This is a genomic window from Bradyrhizobium sp. SZCCHNRI3052, assembly GCF_032484895.1.
Taxonomy (GTDB): Bacteria; Pseudomonadota; Alphaproteobacteria; order Rhizobiales; family Xanthobacteraceae; genus Bradyrhizobium.
In genome coordinates this window covers 46,297-61,449 of record NZ_JAUETW010000009.1, presented here as the reverse complement: position 1 = coordinate 61,449, position 15,153 = coordinate 46,297, and the positions used below count along the sequence as shown (strand labels likewise).

Below are 15,153 nucleotides of genomic sequence, written 5' to 3'. Positions count from 1 at the left end.
CAAGGCTCATCGGCCCGTGCCTCCCACCGTAATGCGATCCATGCGAAGCGTCGGCTGACCGACGCCGACCGGCACGCCCTGGCCGTTCTTGCCGCAGGTGCCGATGCCGGTATCGAGCGACAGATCGTTGCCGATCATGCTGATGCGGTTCAAATCCGTCGGGCCGTTGCCGATCAGCATCGCGCCCTTCACCGGCGCACCGATCTTGCCGTTCTCGATCCTGTAGGCCTCGGTGCACTGGAAGACGTATTTGCCCGAGGTGATGTCGACCTGGCCGCCGCCGAAATTGACGGCATAGATGCCGTTCTTGACCGAGGCGATGATCTCGGCCGGATCGCGCTCGCCCGCCAGCATGTAGGTGTTGGTCATGCGCGGCATCGGCACGTGCGCGTAGCCCTGACGGCGGCCGTTGCCGGTCGGCGCCATGTTCATCAGCCGCGCGTTCTGGCGGTCCTGCATGTAGCCGACCAGGATGCCGTCCTCGATCAGCACGGTCCGGCTGGTCGGCGTGCCCTCGTCGTCGATCGACAGCGAGCCGCGGCGCGAGGCCATGGTGCCGTCATCGACCACGGTGACGCCTTTGGCGGCGACCGGCTTGCCCATCAGCCCGGCGAAGGCCGAGGTCTTCTTGCGGTTGAAGTCGCCCTCGAGGCCGTGACCGACGGCTTCATGCAGCATCACGCCGGGCCAGCCGGCGCCGAGCACGACGTCCATCTCGCCGGCGGGAGCGGGGACCGATTCCAGATTGACCAGGGCCTCGCGCAGCGCGCCGTCGGCGGCCTCGCGCCACGCCTTGGTCTCGATGAAGCGGGCATAGGCCTCGCGGCCGCCATAACCCTTGCTGCCGGTCTCCTGGCGATCACCCTGGCCGGCGACCACCGAGACGTTCACGCGCACCAGCGGGCGGATGTCGCGATAGCTCTCGCCGTCGGGCCGCAGGATCTCCACGACCTGCCAGGTTGCGCCGAGGCTCACGGTCACCTGGCGCACGCGCGGATCCTTGTCGCGCAAGTAAGCGTCGATCTCGCCGAGCAGCTTGACCTTGCTTTCGAATCCGGGAGCGTCCAGCGGATTATCGTCGCCATAGAGCCGGACGTTGGTGTGCGGCGGCGGGCTCGCGAACGTGCCGGAATAGCCGCCGCGCACGGCGCTGACGGCATCGGCGGCGCGCATCAGCGCCGGCAGCGAGACGTCGGAGGAATGGGCATAGCCGACTGCATCGTCCTTCACCGCGCGCAGGCCGAATCCCTGGCTGGTGTCATAGGTCGCCTGCTTCAGCCGGCCATTGTCGAAGGTCAGCGCTTCGGTCTGGCTGTATTCGAAGAACAATTCGCCGTCATCGGCGCCAGCCAGGCCACGCGCGACCTCGCTCCGGACCGTATCACGGTCCAGATTGGCGCGTTCGAGCAGGGAAGTGGTGGGAGCAGTCATGGGTCAATCCGTTGTCGGAGCGTTCATTCCAAGATAGTTGTTTTGACGCCGGGGCGCGAGGGGCTGGATGATTACCGAACTGACATGGTTGAGATCGTTCCCATCACGTCCGCTCACATCGAGAGCTTCCACCGCACGCTCGATTACGTCGCGCGCGAACGGCGCTATCTGTCGTTCGTGCAGGCGCCGCCGCTGGAGTCGACGCGCGCCTTCATTCTGAACAACATCCACGAGGGATATCCGCAATTCGTTGCTCTCTCGGCCGGGGAGGTGGTCGGCTGGTGCGATGTGACGCCCAAATCGGGGCCAATCGATGCCCGGATCGGGGTGCTCGGCATGGGCCTAATGCCGCAGTTCCGGCACCAGGGCCTGGGCAGACGACTGATGGCGGCGGCGCTCGAGGCGGCGCGGGTGGCCGGCTTCTCGCGTGTCGAGCTCACGGTTTACCGCAGCAACACCAACGCCATCAGGCTGTACCAGAAGGCCGGATTCCTGCTCAAGGCGGTGCAGCCGCGGGAGCCCGGCGATGACGGGTTCGACAAGACCCTGCTGGTGATGGCGCTGGCGCTCGACGGGCGGCGCTGAGGCCGCGGGCGCGCATTCAGACGCGCGAACTCACGGCTCGATCACGGCATCGTGCTGCGAAGAGTCTGTCAATCGCGGCCGACGTCAGGGCAGCTTGTCGAAGCCTTCGGCGAGGCCGTTGAGGCTCAGCGGGAAGCCGATGCCTTCCTCCGGCGTCTCGAAGATGATGAAGGTCGCCGTCTTCGCCGTCTTGAGCTGGCCGAGCAGCTTGTCCTCCAGCACCACCTCGGCGACGCAGCCATTGGGCAGGCAGCGCACGAAGCCGGCGCGGCCGACGTCCTGGTTGTCGAGCTTCAGGCCGAGGCCGGACGGCAGCAGCACGCCGAGCGGCGCCACCACGCGCATCAGCCGGCTCTTCTGGTCTGCGGTCTTCAGCATGATCACGGTGAGGCCGGCATTGGAACGGTCCTCGGCCACGACGCTCTGGATCAGCGCGCACTGCTCGCTCTGCGCGCCGGGCGGCGTGTCGCAGCGGATCTGCCAGTCGCCATGCACCGAGCGCACCGCGCCCTGCGCCAATGCGGCGTGCGGCAGGCCGATCACCGTCGCAGCGATCATCGCGACCGCGGTCGCCGCGGAGGTCATCGCGGCAACACGCGCGAGTCGCGCACGCACCGCGCTGAATCGGTACAAACGGCGCGAGTCATTCGCAGCTGGGGTCGACATGTCAGCTGTCCTGTCCGTTGAAACCCTGATCCGGGTCGGTGCCATGACAATTTCCTGTGGGTGATCTGCGCGTCCGACGCCATGATACGGCAATGATGGCGTCTTGAGGACAGCGTCACCGGCGTACGGCACGAAACGATACCAAATATGGCCGCACCCTGGTGGGCGCTGCCGCTGCGCCTCGCCGAATCAGCCTCGCAAACGGCCGTGTCCCGTTTGCCTACATCGCGCCGCACGCCTGTCAAGCGCCCGTTGCCCGCGAAATCGCGGCATGCGGCAATCTCCCGGAAAATACGCTTGTCGCGACGAACAGCGCCGCGCGCGATATCCGGCGCAAGACTGCATTGCGATAGATCAAGAATTATGGTTTGAGAAGAAAGATTTCGTCATTCCAGTGAACTGGCCCAGGTGCTTTTCTATGCATCCGCCCGAAGGCCATTTGTCAGGAGAGCGGATCGAACGGCGCGCCGCTGCGTGAAGCGGGCGGTGCGCTGAGGGGGAAAGTTCTGAAGGGAGCGCGACGGCATGAAGATGTCGAAAGGCCAATTGGGCGCCTTGCTGGGGTTGGCCGTAACGGGCATGACGCTCGTGTCGGGTGGAGCGGCGTTTGCTGAAACGGGCCAGCCGGCGCCATGGGAAGTCAAGCTGCAGGAGGCTGCGACGCCGGTGATGGAGAACATCACCTGGTTCCACGGCCTGCTGCTGACGATCATCACCATCATCACGCTGTTCGTGCTGGCGCTGCTGGTCGCCGTGGTGGTCAAGTTCAACGCGCGCGCCAACCCGGTGCCGTCGCGGACGACGCACAACACGCTGATCGAGGTGGCTTGGACGCTGATCCCGGTGCTGATCCTGGTCATGATCGCGGTGCCGTCGTTCCGGCTGCTGTTCCTCGAGCTCGATGTGCCGAAGGCTGATATGACCATCAAGGCCACCGGCAAGCAGTGGTACTGGAGCTACGCCTATCCCGACAACGGCAAGTTCGAGTTCGACTCGCTGCTGGCGCAGGACAAGCAGCCGCGCCTGCTCGCCGTCGACAACGAAATGGTCGTGCCGGTCAACAAGGTGATTCGCGTCCAGACCACCGGCGCCGACGTGATCCACTCCTGGGCGATCCCGTCGTTCGGCGTCAAGATCGACGCCATTCCCGGCCGCCTCAACGAGACCTGGTTCAAGGCGACCAAGGTCGGCATGTATTACGGCCAGTGCTCGGAGCTGTGCGGCAAGGACCACGCCTACATGCCGATCGCGGTGCGCGTCGTGAGCGACCAGGAATTCACCGCCTGGGTCGAGGACGCCAAGAAGAAGTACGCCAGCGCGCCCACGAGCACCTATGCGTCGGCTGCGGGCGTGTCGCAGTAGCCGAGCGGGATGAACGCTGAGATTGAGGGCCGCCTTGGCGGTCCACGGGGACACTGAGGATTGGACAATGGCGACGAACGCGACGACCCTGACCGGCCATGACGATCACGCGCACGACCATCCGACCGGATGGCGGCGCTGGATCTATTCGACCAACCACAAAGACATCGGCACGATGTATCTGATCTTCGCGGTGTGCGCCGGCATCATCGGCCTCGCCATGTCGGTCGCGATCCGCATCGAGCTGATGTATCCGGGTGTGCAGCTGTTCCACGAGAACCACACCTACAACGTGTTCGTGACCTCGCACGGCCTGATCATGATCTTCTTCATGGTCATGCCGGCGATGATCGGCGGCTTCGGCAACTGGATGGTGCCGCTGATGATCGGCGCGCCGGACATGGCGTTCCCGCGCATGAACAACATCTCGTTCTGGCTGCTGCCCGCCTCGTTCGCGCTGCTTTTGACCTCGACCTTCGTCGAGGGCGAGCCCGGCGCCAACGGCGTCGGCGCCGGCTGGACGATGTATGTGCCGCTGTCGACCTCGGGCCATCCCGGACCGGCGGTGGATTTCGCGATCCTGTCGCTGCACCTTGCCGGTGCGTCGTCGATCCTCGGCTCGATCAACTTCATCACCACCATCTTCAACATGCGCGCGCCGGGCATGACCCTGCACAAGATGCCGCTGTTCGTGTGGTCGATCCTGGTGACGGTCTTCCTGCTGCTGCTGTCGCTGCCGGTGCTCGCCGGCGCCATCACGATGATGCTGACCGACCGCAATTTCGGCACCACCTTCTTCGATCCGGCCGGCGGCGGTGACCCGGTGCTGTTCCAGCACCTGTTCTGGTTCTTCGGCCATCCGGAAGTGTATATCCTGATCCTGCCCGGCTTCGGCATGATCAGCCAGATCGTGTCGACCTTCTCGCGCAAGCCGGTGTTCGGCTATCTCGGCATGGCCTACGCCATGGTCGCGATCGGCGGCATCGGCTTCGTGGTGTGGGCGCACCACATGTACACGGTCGGCATGTCCTCGGCGACGCAGGCCTATTTCGTCGCCGCCACCATGGTGATCGCGGTGCCGACCGGCGTGAAGATCTTCTCCTGGATCGCCACGATGTGGGGCGGCTCGATCGAGTTCCGCGCGCCGATGCTGTGGGCCGTGGGCTTCATCTTCCTGTTCACGGTCGGCGGCGTCACCGGCGTCGTGCTGGCGAACGCCGGCGTCGACCGTGTGCTGCAGGACACCTACTACGTCGTCGCGCACTTCCACTACGTGCTGTCGCTCGGGGCCGTGTTCGCCATCTTCGCCGGCTGGTACTACTGGTTCCCGAAGATGTTCGGCTACATGTACAACGAGACGATCGCGAAGGCGCACTTCTGGGTGACCTTCGTCGGCGTCAACTTGGTGTTCTTCCCGCAGCACTTCCTCGGCCTGTCGGGCATGCCGCGCCGCTACATCGACTATCCCGATGCCTATGCCGGCTGGAACCTGGTCTCGTCGATCGGCTCCTACATCTCGGCCTTCGGCGTCCTGATCTTCATCTATGGGGTGGTCGACGCCTTCATGCGCAAGCAGCAGGCCGCGAACAATCCGTGGGGACCGGGTGCGACGACGCTGGAATGGACCCTGTCCTCACCGCCGCCGTTCCACCAGTTCGAGGTGCTGCCGAAGGTGCAGTGAACCTGATCTCTCCGACGCGGCGCCATCCGGCGCCGCGTCGATCTCTGCCGGTGGCGCGCCTGGTGCCGGGCCGGAAGCGCGGTTCTGGCACTCCCTTTCCCCAGAGCCTTTTGAATTGAAGTCTGTGAATTGAAGTCTGGATTCGCCGTGTCGGTCATCGATCAGAACGCCATTGCCGTCGGCCCGCGGATTTCCGAGGCCGATGTCGGCGATTATCTCGCGCTCCTGAAGCCGCGGGTGATGTCGCTCGTGATCTTCACGGCGCTGATCGGCCTGCTGATCGCTCCGGGCCATTTCCACCCGGTGCTCGCCATCACCTCGCTGCTGTGCATCGCGGTCGGGGCCGGCGCCTCCGGCGCGCTCAACATGGCGCTGGAAGGCGACATCGACTCGCTGATGTCGCGCACCGCCAACCGCCCGATCCCGCGCGGCCGCGTCACCCGCCAGGAGGCGCTCGCCTTCGGCATCACGCTGTCGTTCTTCTCGGTGCTGACGCTCGGCATCCTCGTCAACTGGTTTGCCGGTGCGCTGCTCGCCTTCACCATCTTCTTCTACGTCGTCATCTACACGCTGTGGCTGAAGCGCTGGACTGCGCAGAACATCGTCATCGGCGGCGCCGCCGGCGCCTTGCCGCCGGTGGTCGCCTGGGTGTCCGCCACCGGCTCGATCGCGCCGGAGCCGCTCTGGCTGTTCCTGATCATCTTCTTCTGGACCCCGCCGCATTTCTGGGCGCTGGCGCTGTTCCGCAGCGATGATTACGCCCGCGCCGGCGTGCCGATGCTGCCGGTGGTCGCCGGCCCCGATGCGACCCGGCTGCAGATCCTGCTCTACACCATCGTCCTGGTGGCGATCGCCGCCGCGCCGTGGCCGCTCGGCTATTTCGATGCCGTCTACGGTGTCGTCTCGCTGGCGCTCGGCACGGGCATGCTGTGGCTCGCGGTCGAGGTGTTCCGCAAGCGCGAGCGCAGCGCCTCGCTACGCGCCAACCGCAAGCTGTTCGCCTTCTCGATCCTTTATCTGTTCGTGCTGTTCGCTACGCTCGGACTCGAAGCGGTCGCGCGCATGATCGCGCCGCTGATCTGGTAAGAGGCGCGAGACTGGAAAACATGGCGACCACGATGGCAGATCCGAACGAGCAAGAGGGCATCGTCCTCACCGAGGCGCAGCTGCGCAGCCGCCGTCGCCGCTCGATCGCGATTGCGCTCGCGCTCGGCGTCCTGGTGGTGCTGTTCTTCGCGGTGACCATGGTGAAGGGTCCCGCGGTGCTGAATCGGCCGATGTAGGGACGTGATGCAGGACGGGACGAAGCAGACCGCGATGGAGACAACCGACCAGATCGTTCCGGCGACCGCGCCGGCCGCGCCGCGCCGCGGCCTCAGCCGCGATGCGCTGGTCGGCGGCATCTGCGGCGCCGTCGTGGTGCTGATGGTCGGCGCGTCCTATGCCGCCGTGCCGTTCTACAACTGGTTCTGCCGCGCCACCGGCTTCAACGGCACCACGCAGGTGGCGACATCAGCGCCATCCTCGGCGCCGCTGGCGCGCCGGATCTCCGTGCGCTTCGACTCCAATGTCGCCGGCGGTTTGCCCTGGAAGTTCGAGCCGGAGAAGACCGAGATCGAGGTCGCGATCGGCGAGGTGGTCACGGTCTACTACACGGTCACCAACCAGTCGGCGCGCACCACCATGGCGCAGGCGGCCTACAATGTGTCGCCGCTGACATCGGGCGCCTACTTCCAGAAGATCAACTGCTTCTGCTTTACCGAGCAGACCATGGCGCCGGGCGAGACCCGCGAGATGCCGGTGGTGTTCTACGTCGATCCGGCGATAGCAGCCGATCACGAGAACGACAGTTTGAAGACGATCACGCTGTCTTACACCTTCTATCCCGTCCGCGACGCACCGAAGCCGGTCGCGGCGGGCGAGCCGGACAAACCGCGGGGCAGCCTATGACCGCGCGGACGTCCGATATTCGGGGACCATCGCTGTTGAACGACACCGTGCCGGCGCGACCGGCATCGATCTGGGGAGAGACTTGCCATGGCTGAGGCGCACGCCAAGCATCACGACTACCATCTCGTCGATCCGAGCCCTTGGCCGTTCGTCGGCTCGGTTTCGGCCTTCATCATGGCGTTCGGTGCGATCGGCTGGATGCACAAGATGTTCGGCGCCGCGCCGATCGTATTCGGCATCGGCACCATCGGCGTGCTCTACACCATGGCGAGCTGGTGGGGCGACGTCATCAAGGAAGCGCAATACAAGGGCGACCACACCCGCGTGGTGCAGCTCCATCACCGCTACGGCATGATCCTGTTCATCGCCTCCGAGGTGATGTTCTTCGTCGCCTGGTTCTGGGCCTATTTCAATGCCGCGCTGTATCCGAACTTCGAGGTGCAGGCCACCCGCGAGGCCCTGTTCGGCGGCGTCTGGCCGCCCAAGGGCATCGAGACCTTCGATCCCTGGCACCTGCCGCTGCTCAACACGCTGATCCTGCTGACCTCGGGCACCACGGTGACCTGGGCGCACCACGCGCTGCTCGAGGGCGACCGCAAGGGCCTGAAATATGGCCTGATCCTCACCATCCTCCTGGGGGCCACCTTCACCTGCGTGCAGGCCTATGAGTACAGCCACGCAACGTTCTCGTTCGCCGGCCACGTCTACGGCTCGACCTTCTTCATGGCGACCGGCTTCCACGGCTTCCACGTCCTGGTCGGCACGATCTTCCTGACCGTCTGCCTGGCGCGCGCCTATGCCGGCCACTTCACGCCCAAGCAGCATCTCGGCTTCGAGTTCGCCGCCTGGTACTGGCACTTCGTCGACGTGGTCTGGCTGTTCCTGTTCATCTGCATCTACGTCTGGGGCCACGGCGCCGAGGCGATGGCCCACGGCGCGCACTGAAGCCGGCGCGCACCGGTTCCGTCGAACGTGCTAAGAAGGGGCGGCCGTCGGGCCGCCCTTTCTCGTTGCAGCGGCGCCCGGCGGTTGATCGAAATGTGATCCGCTCTCGTCGCCTCCGGTTGTATCACCATGAGGCGTCGCCCGGCCGCTCAGGGGGCAAGACACCATGACCACCCATCCGCCCGTCACTTTGGCCCAGACCGTCCTGCGCGGGCTCGCCTGCCGCTGCCCGCGCTGTGGCCAGGGCAAGCTGTTCGACGGCTTCCTCAACCTGCGCAAGCGCTGCGAAGCCTGCGATCTCGACTATGCCTTCATCGACACCGGCGACGGTCCGGCGATCTTCATCATGATGCTCGCCGGCGCCATCGTGGTCGGCGCCGCGCTGATCGTCGAGGTGAAGTATCAGCCGCCGTTCTGGGTCCATGCCGCGCTCTGGGGACCGCTGATCCTGGTGACGACGCTGCTGCCGTTGCGCGCGATGAAGTCGCTGCTGATCGCCCTGCAATTCCACCACAAGGCCGCCCCCGGCCGCCTGGTGGACAAGACGCCGCGATGAGCTGGCGCCTGCGCGTGCGAGTCGCACATCTGAGCGGCGCCGAAGGTGTGCTCCCTCCCCCCTTGTGGGGGAGGGCTGGGGAGGGGGGTAGCCCCAGCGGCAGTCTTTGTTGGGCCACCCCCACCCCCAACCCCTCCCCGCAAGGGGGAGGGGAGCGCACCGTTCGCTCCGGCAAAGCGTTCACCTCGCCGCGGACATCTCCGCAATGACGAGTGCGCCCAGCCGCAAAACGTCCTCCCGCGCCTTCGCCGCCTTCACCGTCGTCATGGTCGCGCTGTTCGCAGGCCTCGGCATCTGGCAATTGCAGCGCCGTGCGGAAAAGCATGCGCTGATCGCCGCGCTCACCGATCGCGTTGCTGCTGCGCCCGCACCGCTGCCGCCACAAGACAAATGGCGTATGCTCACTCCGGAACGCGACGAATTCCGTCGCGTCAGCTTCACCGCGACCTACGCCGGACTGCCCGATGCGATGGTCTACAGCGCCGGCTCCGCCGTGCGCGAGGACGTCTCCGGGCCGGGCACCTGGGCGTTCCTCCCGGCGCGCTTGCCGTCCGGCGAGACCGTCGTGATCGACGCCGGCTTCGTCGCCAACACGATGCAGGAACGCGCGGTGCAGGACCGCGCCACCGCCAAGCTCGTCACCGGCGAGCCCGTGACCCTGACCGGCTATCTGCGCTTTCCCGAGGCTGCCGGTTTGCTCACCGCGGCCGAGAGCCGCGAAAAGCGGCTGTGGTTCACGCGCGACCATCGCGCGATGGCCAAGACGCTCGGCTGGGGCGAGGTCGCGCCGTTCTACATCGATCTGGAATCGCCGGTGCCCGACAATGGCATTCCCAAGCCCGGCCCGCTGTCGCCGCATCTGCGCGACGAGCACATGCAATACGCGATCACGTGGTTCTCTCTGGCCGCCGCGTTGATCGTCGCGTTCGCGGTGTGGGTGCGGGGTCGGCGCGCAGCGAACCGATGAGCCCGTAGTCCGCGAAACGTCGCTTGACTTAGAGCGCACTCGAACCCCTAGCCTGCGCGGCGTCGTGAATGGAGATAGGGGCGCATGAAGATCGGCGAGCTGGCCAGGCAGTCGGGGCTGACGCCCCATACGATCCGCTACTACGAGCGGATCGGGCTGCTGCCCAGGGCCGATCGCGATCATGCCCGCCAGCGGGACTACGACGCATCGATCCTGACCTGGATCGAATTCCTCGGCCGGATGAAGGCCACGGGAATGCCGATCCGGGACATGCTGCGCTACGCCGAGCTGCGTGCGGGCGGCGCTGCCACGGAGCCGGAACGACGCCGGCTCCTGGAGCGGCATCGCGACGCGGTCCGGACGCGGGTCGCCAGCCTGCAGGACTGCCTTCTCGTTCTCGACGGCAAGATCGCCGGCTATGCCGGCAGCAGCGAGAGGACGAACGATGATGACGCGATCCACGCCCAACCAGGCCACGACGACGAGCCCGATGCCGGGCGGCATGCCATCCGGCGCCAACAACGATCAGGATCGGCTGGCGCGCGGCCGGCGCGCGCTCGATAGCATCGACGGCGAGGCCGGCCGCAATGTGATCGCAGCGCTCGCCGACATCGCGCCGGATTTCGCGACCTACGTGATCGAGTTTCCGTTCGGCGACATCTATTCACGCCCCGGCCTCGATCTGCGCAGCCGCGAGATCGCGACCATCGCGTCCTTGACCGCGCTCGGCAACGCCACCCCTCAGCTCAAGGTGCACATCCATGCGGGTCTCAATGTCGGCCTCAGCCGCGCGGAAATCACCGAGGTGATCATGCAGATGGCGGTCTATGCCGGCTTCCCCGCCGCGCTCAACGGCCTGTTCGCGGCCAAGGCGGTGTTCGCGGAAGCGGACGCGAAGCCCGCATGAATTCGGGCGCCCGCGGTGAGCACAGTCATGACGATGGCTGTGTGTTCTCATCGCCTGCGGACGCGGCCAAGGCCAGTGCGGCGATCGCATCCGCGATGGCCGCACGCATGTCGGGGGCCGCGATGCGACCATCTGCGGTCATTGCCGTCGGCGGCACCGGTACGGCGACGCAAGCCTCATCGACGATCGTCGCGCCCGCGCGCTCCAGCACCCTGCGCAGGTCGGCATGGGCGTCGTGCGCGCCACCATGGGCCGAGCAGTTGATCCAGCCGATCGGCCGTCGATAGAGGCTGCCGGCACTGACGGTCCAATCGATCATGTTCTTGAAGCTGCCCGGCAGCGAGCCCGCATATTCCGGGATCGACAGCATGACGGCGCGGGCGTCGCCGAGCAGCTTGCGCAAGCGAATGACCGGCTCGGGCAAGGGATCGCAATCGTGGTCGGGATTGAAGTGCGGCAGCTCGCTCAGCCCGACGTAGATCGCCGGCGTGACATCCGCTGGCGCCAGCTCGGCCGCGGCGACGATCGCTGCACGGCAGGCCGAGCGGGCGCGCAGGCTGCCGCTGATCAGAACGATGAGCGATGTGTCCTGCTGCATCTCGGTCGACATCATCACGGCGTGCTCCGCTGGCGAACGAAGCGCTCGTTCTTGCAGCCCGCGCACTATGGCAGCCAAGCGCCCCGGGATTTCAAATCAAATCACGCGTGAATCAACCGGGCTCGCCCGGACACCCGGACCGGCGCGCCTGGAGGGCCGTCGAGATCGACCTGCAGGCAGCAGGGCACGCCCATGTGCTCGCCCTGGCGGATCACGATCGGCCCCTTGGTCACCCAGGCGAGCTCGCGCAGATAGCCGGCAAGCGCCGCGGCCGCCGCGCCCGTCGCCGGGTCCTCGTAGACGCCGCCGAACGGAAACGGGTTGCGGGCGTGAAACAGCTGCGGCGTCTCGGCGTGCACGAGGGCGAAGGTGCAGAAGCGCTCACGCTGTGCCAGCACCTGGCCTCGAGCGAAGTCGTAGCTGATGGCAGCCAGGCGGCTGCGGTCGCGCAGGGCAATCACTGGATGATCCATGCCGGCGTGAGCGATCACCGGCGGGATCCGCTCGTCGAGTTCGTCTTGCGACAGCCCGAACAGCGCCAGGATCTTGTCGAGCGCCGCAGATGGCAGGGCCCGGGTCAGCGTCGGCGGCGATCGAAACGCCGCGCTCCAGTCGGTCGCCGAATGATGCCCGTCGACAGTGATTTCGGCATGGTTGAGCGTCAGTGCGAACGTGCCGGAGCGCTCGTGCCTCGCCAGCGCCGCGCCGAGCGCAATCGTCGCGTGGCCGCAGAAATCCACCTCGGCCTGCGGCGCGAAATAGCGCACCCGCCATTTGTCGCCGATGGGCGCCGCGAACGCCGTCTCCGAATAGCCGATCTCCGCCGCCGTCGCCTGCATGGTGGCGGCCTCGGGCAGGGCCTCGCAGATGACGACCCCGGCCGGATTGCCGCCGCGTGGGCCGTCGGTGAAGGCTGCGATGTGCTGGATGATCATGGAGGTCTCGCGCTCGATCTCTGTGTTGGCGATGCTAGGCTTTCAGCGCTCGCAAGTGAAGATGTGCAAGACGTGACTCCACGCACCGCTGTCGTCCCTGCGAACGCAGGGACCCATACCGCGGAATCTATCGGTGAAGCGCAACTGCCAGTCGTCGTCCCACCGAAGCCGGTGGTTATGGGTCCCTGCGTTCGCAGGGACGACGGCGGAATGTGACGCGGCTTCCCTGTGTCGTCGGCGCGATGGTCTCCCGCGTTCGACCGCGGTCTACACGGATCGGCCCGCCCTCACATACGCCCGCTCGCCGGTCCGCGGATGAAACCACACGTCCAGCGTCTCGCCGCTGGTGGGATCGACGAAACGCTCCTCGGTCTTGACCCAGTCCGGGCCTGGCGGCGCCGAGAGCGCATCGCGCTTGTAGCCTCCCTGGCGGAAGACGAACCACACCAGGACGACCGCTGATATGACCGCGAGCCAGAGCACGAGATCGATCACGGCGCGGGTTCGATGACGGCGGCGGTGCCATAGGCGACGATCTCGCTCATGGTCTGGCCGATCTCGGCGCTATCGAAACGCATCATCAGAATGGCGTTGGCGCCCATCGAGGTGGCGTTGGAGACGAGCCGGTCGAGCGCATGGCGCCGCGCCTCCTCCAGCATCTGCGTGTATTCGTGGATTTCGCCGCCGACGATCGAGCGCAGGCTGGCCACCAGATTGCCGCCGAGCCCGCGGCTGCGCACCACCACGCCAAAACACTGCCCCAGCATCCGCACCGTGCGGTGGCCGGTCACGTTTTCCGTCGTTACGACGATCATGGGGGGCTCCATCTGATACTGGCCCGCTCGGGCAGGGGCGCTTGGATTTGACAACCCAGCCACGGTTCCGGTTCAAGGGAGCCACAAGTCTTGCCAGGGCGCCACGGCCAGACGGTGTTACAGCCCATAAACTGTTGAGCTTTGTTAACACTGAGTTTGGGCGTATTCGTTCCGTCGAACGCAAGGCATGCAGGCCGCTAGGCTCTCACTGCCCTATTGGAATCGATGACGGATCATAGCTCATGCCGATGAAGATGATCGCGCTCGCCGGAGCCCTGTGCCTCCTGCTCTCCAGTTCGATGGCATGCCGCGCGAACTCTGGTCCGTGGTGCAGGCCTGACGCTGCAATCCTGAGCTTCAAGAACCAACAGGGGCACGATCTCGCAAGGATCGAGCTGCGCGCCCTCAAGCCCAACTGCAACCGAAATCCGGAGAAGCTTGGCGCAAGCGTGGAAAGATCGATGCGCATCGAGCATGGCGGAGGGTGGACAGATGTTCCGGCGGAGTGCGTAGCCGGTGTTTCCTTTGAAGCAGATGGGTTGGCGCTGTCGGGCGACGATTCGGGACTTGGCATAGCGCTCGCCGGGAAATCGACTGACACGGCCGAGCGCGTGAGGCTCGTCATTTATAAGTCGCGTGAAAGGATCGCATGCTTTCGCATCGAGCCATGTCCGAGCGCCGAGGATCAGTCGGACGAAGTCCGCGAGTGCTACAGAGAGTTGACGCGCTAAGCCCGCTCGGCCTGCGGATGACTGCAGACCGAGAGCGTCAGGAGACCTCTATCCCCGCCATTGCGAGGCATCGTTGCGCCGACGCAATCTGTGGATGGAGCCGGGTTGTTTCGTTCATCCGGCCGCGCGATGCGCGACCGGATGGCTCGCAATGACGGCTGCCGACTGCGTCTTACTCACCTGGGCGCGTAACCCGGCATGTCGCTGCGCTCATGCGGGCTACTGACCAGCGCCCCCAAAACTCCGCTGTCGTCCCTGGTCGGCATCCGTCGATGCATGCGCGTCGTCGGGCTTCCACGGGACGACACCGGGAGTGAAGCTGCTCTGCGGTCTGCATTGCGGAGCAGCGCCTGCCGCACTCGTCTGAGTCGCCCGACGGGCTGCCAGGATCTAGGCCCGAGCGCACCGCGAACTAATACGCCTGGCTGCTCCGAAACTTTCTTTTGGCGAGCAGGTCCAACGCCATCAGCCAATCCAGTCCAGTCTGCGCGAAAATTCCTCTTTCATATTTTCCGAAATCGTGGTTGTCTTTGTCTATCCCGCCTCGTTGCGAGGGGCGTACGCGTCGTCACGGACGTGAGGTGGGGTGCGATGGACGGGTCGGCTGCAACTGACGAGTGCGGCCGGCACGGACGGTGAAGTCGCGTGGTCCTGATACCCCGACGCTGGTATCAAGTTGGCGCTGGTGCCCATGCATCGCGTCGATGACGGTGGCCAACAAGCCCGGTGCACCGAGGAGAGCGCGTATAAGTCGTAAGCCATCGCGCAGGGAAGGCCGGGTCGCTCTGGCTGAACCTGTGGTTCCTGCCCCGTGCATTCTTGTTCGCACGGGGGCCGCGGGTGCCAGCCGGCATCCGGTCTTCCCTGCGCCCTCTGCTTCATGGAGGGAGAATTTCTTGCAGAGCTCGGGCGCCGATCGCGCCGCGAGAAGGCAAAGCTGCGCGGACCGGGATCAGACGGTTCCGCGGGCGGGCGATCTGTGAAGCCGTCGGCTCTCTCCACGTCATTGCGAGGAGCACAGCGA

At 65.8% G+C, this 15,153-nt stretch carries 18 protein-coding genes; 12 read left to right on the top strand and 6 right to left on the bottom strand.

What is annotated here, in order from left to right; all coding sequences use genetic code 11:
• Window positions 1–6: 6 nt before the first annotated feature.
• The gene (gene tldD, locus QW887_RS23300) at window positions 7–1,431 is read right to left on the bottom strand and encodes a metalloprotease TldD (RefSeq protein WP_316195052.1); all 1,425 of its coding nucleotides are present in this window, start codon (window positions 1,429–1,431) and stop codon (window positions 7–9) included.
• An 84-nt stretch (window positions 1,432–1,515) separates the two neighbouring features.
• On the opposite strand from tldD, the gene QW887_RS23295 reads away from it, so the two are divergent.
• On the top strand, window positions 1,516–2,016 hold the full coding sequence (locus tag QW887_RS23295; protein ID WP_315751517.1) for a GNAT family N-acetyltransferase: 501 nt from the start codon (window positions 1,516–1,518) through the stop codon (window positions 2,014–2,016).
• Between the two features lie 84 nt (window positions 2,017–2,100).
• On the opposite strand, the gene QW887_RS23290 is transcribed toward QW887_RS23295, so the two are convergent.
• Entirely contained in the window at window positions 2,101–2,682 is a 582-nt protein-coding gene (locus QW887_RS23290) for an invasion associated locus B family protein (protein ID WP_409999275.1), read from the bottom strand.
• 525 nt (window positions 2,683–3,207) lie between these two features.
• Between QW887_RS23290 and coxB the strand changes: the two genes are divergently transcribed.
• The 10 genes from coxB to QW887_RS23240 all read left to right on the top strand — a co-directional run bounded on the left by coxB (window position 3,208) and on the right by QW887_RS23240 (window position 11,050).
• Window positions 3,208–4,044 (top strand): cytochrome c oxidase subunit II, encoded by an 837-nt coding sequence (coxB, locus tag QW887_RS23285; RefSeq protein WP_316170722.1) that lies wholly within the window; start codon window positions 3,208–3,210, stop codon window positions 4,042–4,044.
• 67 nt (window positions 4,045–4,111) lie between these two features.
• Window positions 4,112–5,725: a cytochrome c oxidase subunit I gene (gene ctaD / locus QW887_RS23280; RefSeq protein ID WP_315717924.1), complete on the top strand. Its 1,614-nt coding sequence runs from the start codon at window positions 4,112–4,114 to the stop codon at window positions 5,723–5,725.
• A gap of 147 nt (window positions 5,726–5,872) precedes the next feature.
• On the top strand, window positions 5,873–6,811 hold the full coding sequence (locus tag QW887_RS23275; RefSeq protein ID WP_315751287.1) for a heme o synthase: 939 nt from the start codon (window positions 5,873–5,875) through the stop codon (window positions 6,809–6,811).
• Window positions 6,812–6,831: 20 nt separating this feature from the next.
• A complete protein-coding gene (locus tag QW887_RS23270) occupies window positions 6,832–7,008 on the top strand; it encodes a CoxF protein (protein WP_315717922.1) in 177 nt (58 codons plus the stop codon).
• A gap of 7 nt (window positions 7,009–7,015) precedes the next feature.
• Window positions 7,016–7,675: a cytochrome c oxidase assembly protein gene (locus tag QW887_RS23265; RefSeq protein WP_409999276.1), complete on the top strand. Its 660-nt coding sequence runs from the start codon at window positions 7,016–7,018 to the stop codon at window positions 7,673–7,675.
• A gap of 87 nt (window positions 7,676–7,762) precedes the next feature.
• Window positions 7,763–8,620: a cytochrome c oxidase subunit 3 gene (locus QW887_RS23260; RefSeq protein ID WP_315751289.1), complete on the top strand. Its 858-nt coding sequence runs from the start codon at window positions 7,763–7,765 to the stop codon at window positions 8,618–8,620.
• 166 nt (window positions 8,621–8,786) lie between these two features.
• Complete coding sequence (locus QW887_RS23255; protein WP_315717920.1) at window positions 8,787–9,176, top strand: DUF983 domain-containing protein; 390 nt, start codon at window positions 8,787–8,789, stop codon at window positions 9,174–9,176.
• A gap of 205 nt (window positions 9,177–9,381) precedes the next feature.
• Complete coding sequence (locus tag QW887_RS23250; protein ID WP_316195050.1) at window positions 9,382–10,143, top strand: SURF1 family protein; 762 nt, start codon at window positions 9,382–9,384, stop codon at window positions 10,141–10,143.
• A gap of 84 nt (window positions 10,144–10,227) precedes the next feature.
• Window positions 10,228–10,707 (top strand): MerR family transcriptional regulator, encoded by a 480-nt coding sequence (locus QW887_RS23245; RefSeq protein ID WP_316195049.1) that lies wholly within the window; start codon window positions 10,228–10,230, stop codon window positions 10,705–10,707.
• On the top strand, window positions 10,646–11,050 hold the full coding sequence (locus QW887_RS23240) for a carboxymuconolactone decarboxylase family protein (protein WP_315827985.1): 405 nt from the start codon (window positions 10,646–10,648) through the stop codon (window positions 11,048–11,050). The genes QW887_RS23245 and QW887_RS23240 overlap by 62 nt, the downstream gene beginning before the upstream one ends.
• A gap of 25 nt (window positions 11,051–11,075) precedes the next feature.
• Here QW887_RS23240 and QW887_RS23235 read toward each other — a convergent pair whose 3' ends face one another.
• From QW887_RS23235 to QW887_RS23220, 4 genes are all read right to left on the bottom strand, one after another.
• The gene (locus QW887_RS23235; RefSeq protein ID WP_316195154.1) at window positions 11,076–11,663 is read right to left on the bottom strand and encodes an NADPH-dependent FMN reductase; all 588 of its coding nucleotides are present in this window, start codon (window positions 11,661–11,663) and stop codon (window positions 11,076–11,078) included.
• A gap of 86 nt (window positions 11,664–11,749) precedes the next feature.
• On the bottom strand, window positions 11,750–12,583 hold the full coding sequence (locus QW887_RS23230) for a PhzF family phenazine biosynthesis protein (RefSeq protein WP_316175651.1): 834 nt from the start codon (window positions 12,581–12,583) through the stop codon (window positions 11,750–11,752).
• Between the two features lie 267 nt (window positions 12,584–12,850).
• Window positions 12,851–13,078 carry a hypothetical protein gene (locus QW887_RS23225; RefSeq protein ID WP_316195047.1) on the bottom strand — a complete coding sequence of 76 codons (228 nt, stop codon included), beginning with the start codon at window positions 13,076–13,078 and terminating at the stop codon, window positions 12,851–12,853.
• Window positions 13,075–13,398: a heavy metal-binding domain-containing protein gene (locus tag QW887_RS23220; protein ID WP_315717915.1), complete on the bottom strand. Its 324-nt coding sequence runs from the start codon at window positions 13,396–13,398 to the stop codon at window positions 13,075–13,077. The genes QW887_RS23225 and QW887_RS23220 overlap by 4 nt, the downstream gene beginning before the upstream one ends.
• A gap of 242 nt (window positions 13,399–13,640) precedes the next feature.
• Here QW887_RS23220 and QW887_RS23215 point away from each other — a divergent pair, with 242 nt between their 5' ends.
• Window positions 13,641–14,129, top strand: a complete 489-nt coding sequence (locus QW887_RS23215) for a hypothetical protein (protein WP_316175653.1) — start codon at window positions 13,641–13,643, stop codon at window positions 14,127–14,129.
• The last annotated feature ends 1,024 nt before the right edge of the window (window positions 14,130–15,153 follow it).

What these genes read in the sequence shown, in the direction of transcription:
- tldD (WP_316195052.1), bottom strand. Translation starts at nt 1,431, where the DNA reads ATGACTGCTCCCACCACTTCCCTGCTCGAACGCGCCAATCTGGACCGT.
- QW887_RS23295 (WP_315751517.1), top strand. Translation starts at nt 1,516, where the DNA reads ATGGTTGAGATCGTTCCCATCACGTCCGCTCACATCGAGAGCTTCCAC.
- QW887_RS23290 (WP_409999275.1), bottom strand. Translation starts at nt 2,682, where the DNA reads ATGTCGACCCCAGCTGCGAATGACTCGCGCCGTTTGTACCGATTCAGC.
- coxB (WP_316170722.1), top strand. Translation starts at nt 3,208, where the DNA reads ATGAAGATGTCGAAAGGCCAATTGGGCGCCTTGCTGGGGTTGGCCGTA.
- ctaD (WP_315717924.1), top strand. Translation starts at nt 4,112, where the DNA reads ATGGCGACGAACGCGACGACCCTGACCGGCCATGACGATCACGCGCAC.
- QW887_RS23270 (WP_315717922.1), top strand. Translation starts at nt 6,832, where the DNA reads ATGGCGACCACGATGGCAGATCCGAACGAGCAAGAGGGCATCGTCCTC.
- QW887_RS23265 (WP_409999276.1), top strand. Translation starts at nt 7,016, where the DNA reads ATGCAGGACGGGACGAAGCAGACCGCGATGGAGACAACCGACCAGATC.
- QW887_RS23260 (WP_315751289.1), top strand. Translation starts at nt 7,763, where the DNA reads ATGGCTGAGGCGCACGCCAAGCATCACGACTACCATCTCGTCGATCCG.
- QW887_RS23255 (WP_315717920.1), top strand. Translation starts at nt 8,787, where the DNA reads ATGACCACCCATCCGCCCGTCACTTTGGCCCAGACCGTCCTGCGCGGG.
- QW887_RS23250 (WP_316195050.1), top strand. Translation starts at nt 9,382, where the DNA reads ATGACGAGTGCGCCCAGCCGCAAAACGTCCTCCCGCGCCTTCGCCGCC.
- QW887_RS23245 (WP_316195049.1), top strand. Translation starts at nt 10,228, where the DNA reads ATGAAGATCGGCGAGCTGGCCAGGCAGTCGGGGCTGACGCCCCATACG.
- QW887_RS23240 (WP_315827985.1), top strand. Translation starts at nt 10,646, where the DNA reads ATGCCATCCGGCGCCAACAACGATCAGGATCGGCTGGCGCGCGGCCGG.
- QW887_RS23235 (WP_316195154.1), bottom strand. Translation starts at nt 11,663, where the DNA reads ATGATGTCGACCGAGATGCAGCAGGACACATCGCTCATCGTTCTGATC.
- QW887_RS23230 (WP_316175651.1), bottom strand. Translation starts at nt 12,583, where the DNA reads ATGATCATCCAGCACATCGCAGCCTTCACCGACGGCCCACGCGGCGGC.
- QW887_RS23220 (WP_315717915.1), bottom strand. Translation starts at nt 13,398, where the DNA reads ATGATCGTCGTAACGACGGAAAACGTGACCGGCCACCGCACGGTGCGG.
- QW887_RS23215 (WP_316175653.1), top strand. Translation starts at nt 13,641, where the DNA reads ATGCCGATGAAGATGATCGCGCTCGCCGGAGCCCTGTGCCTCCTGCTC.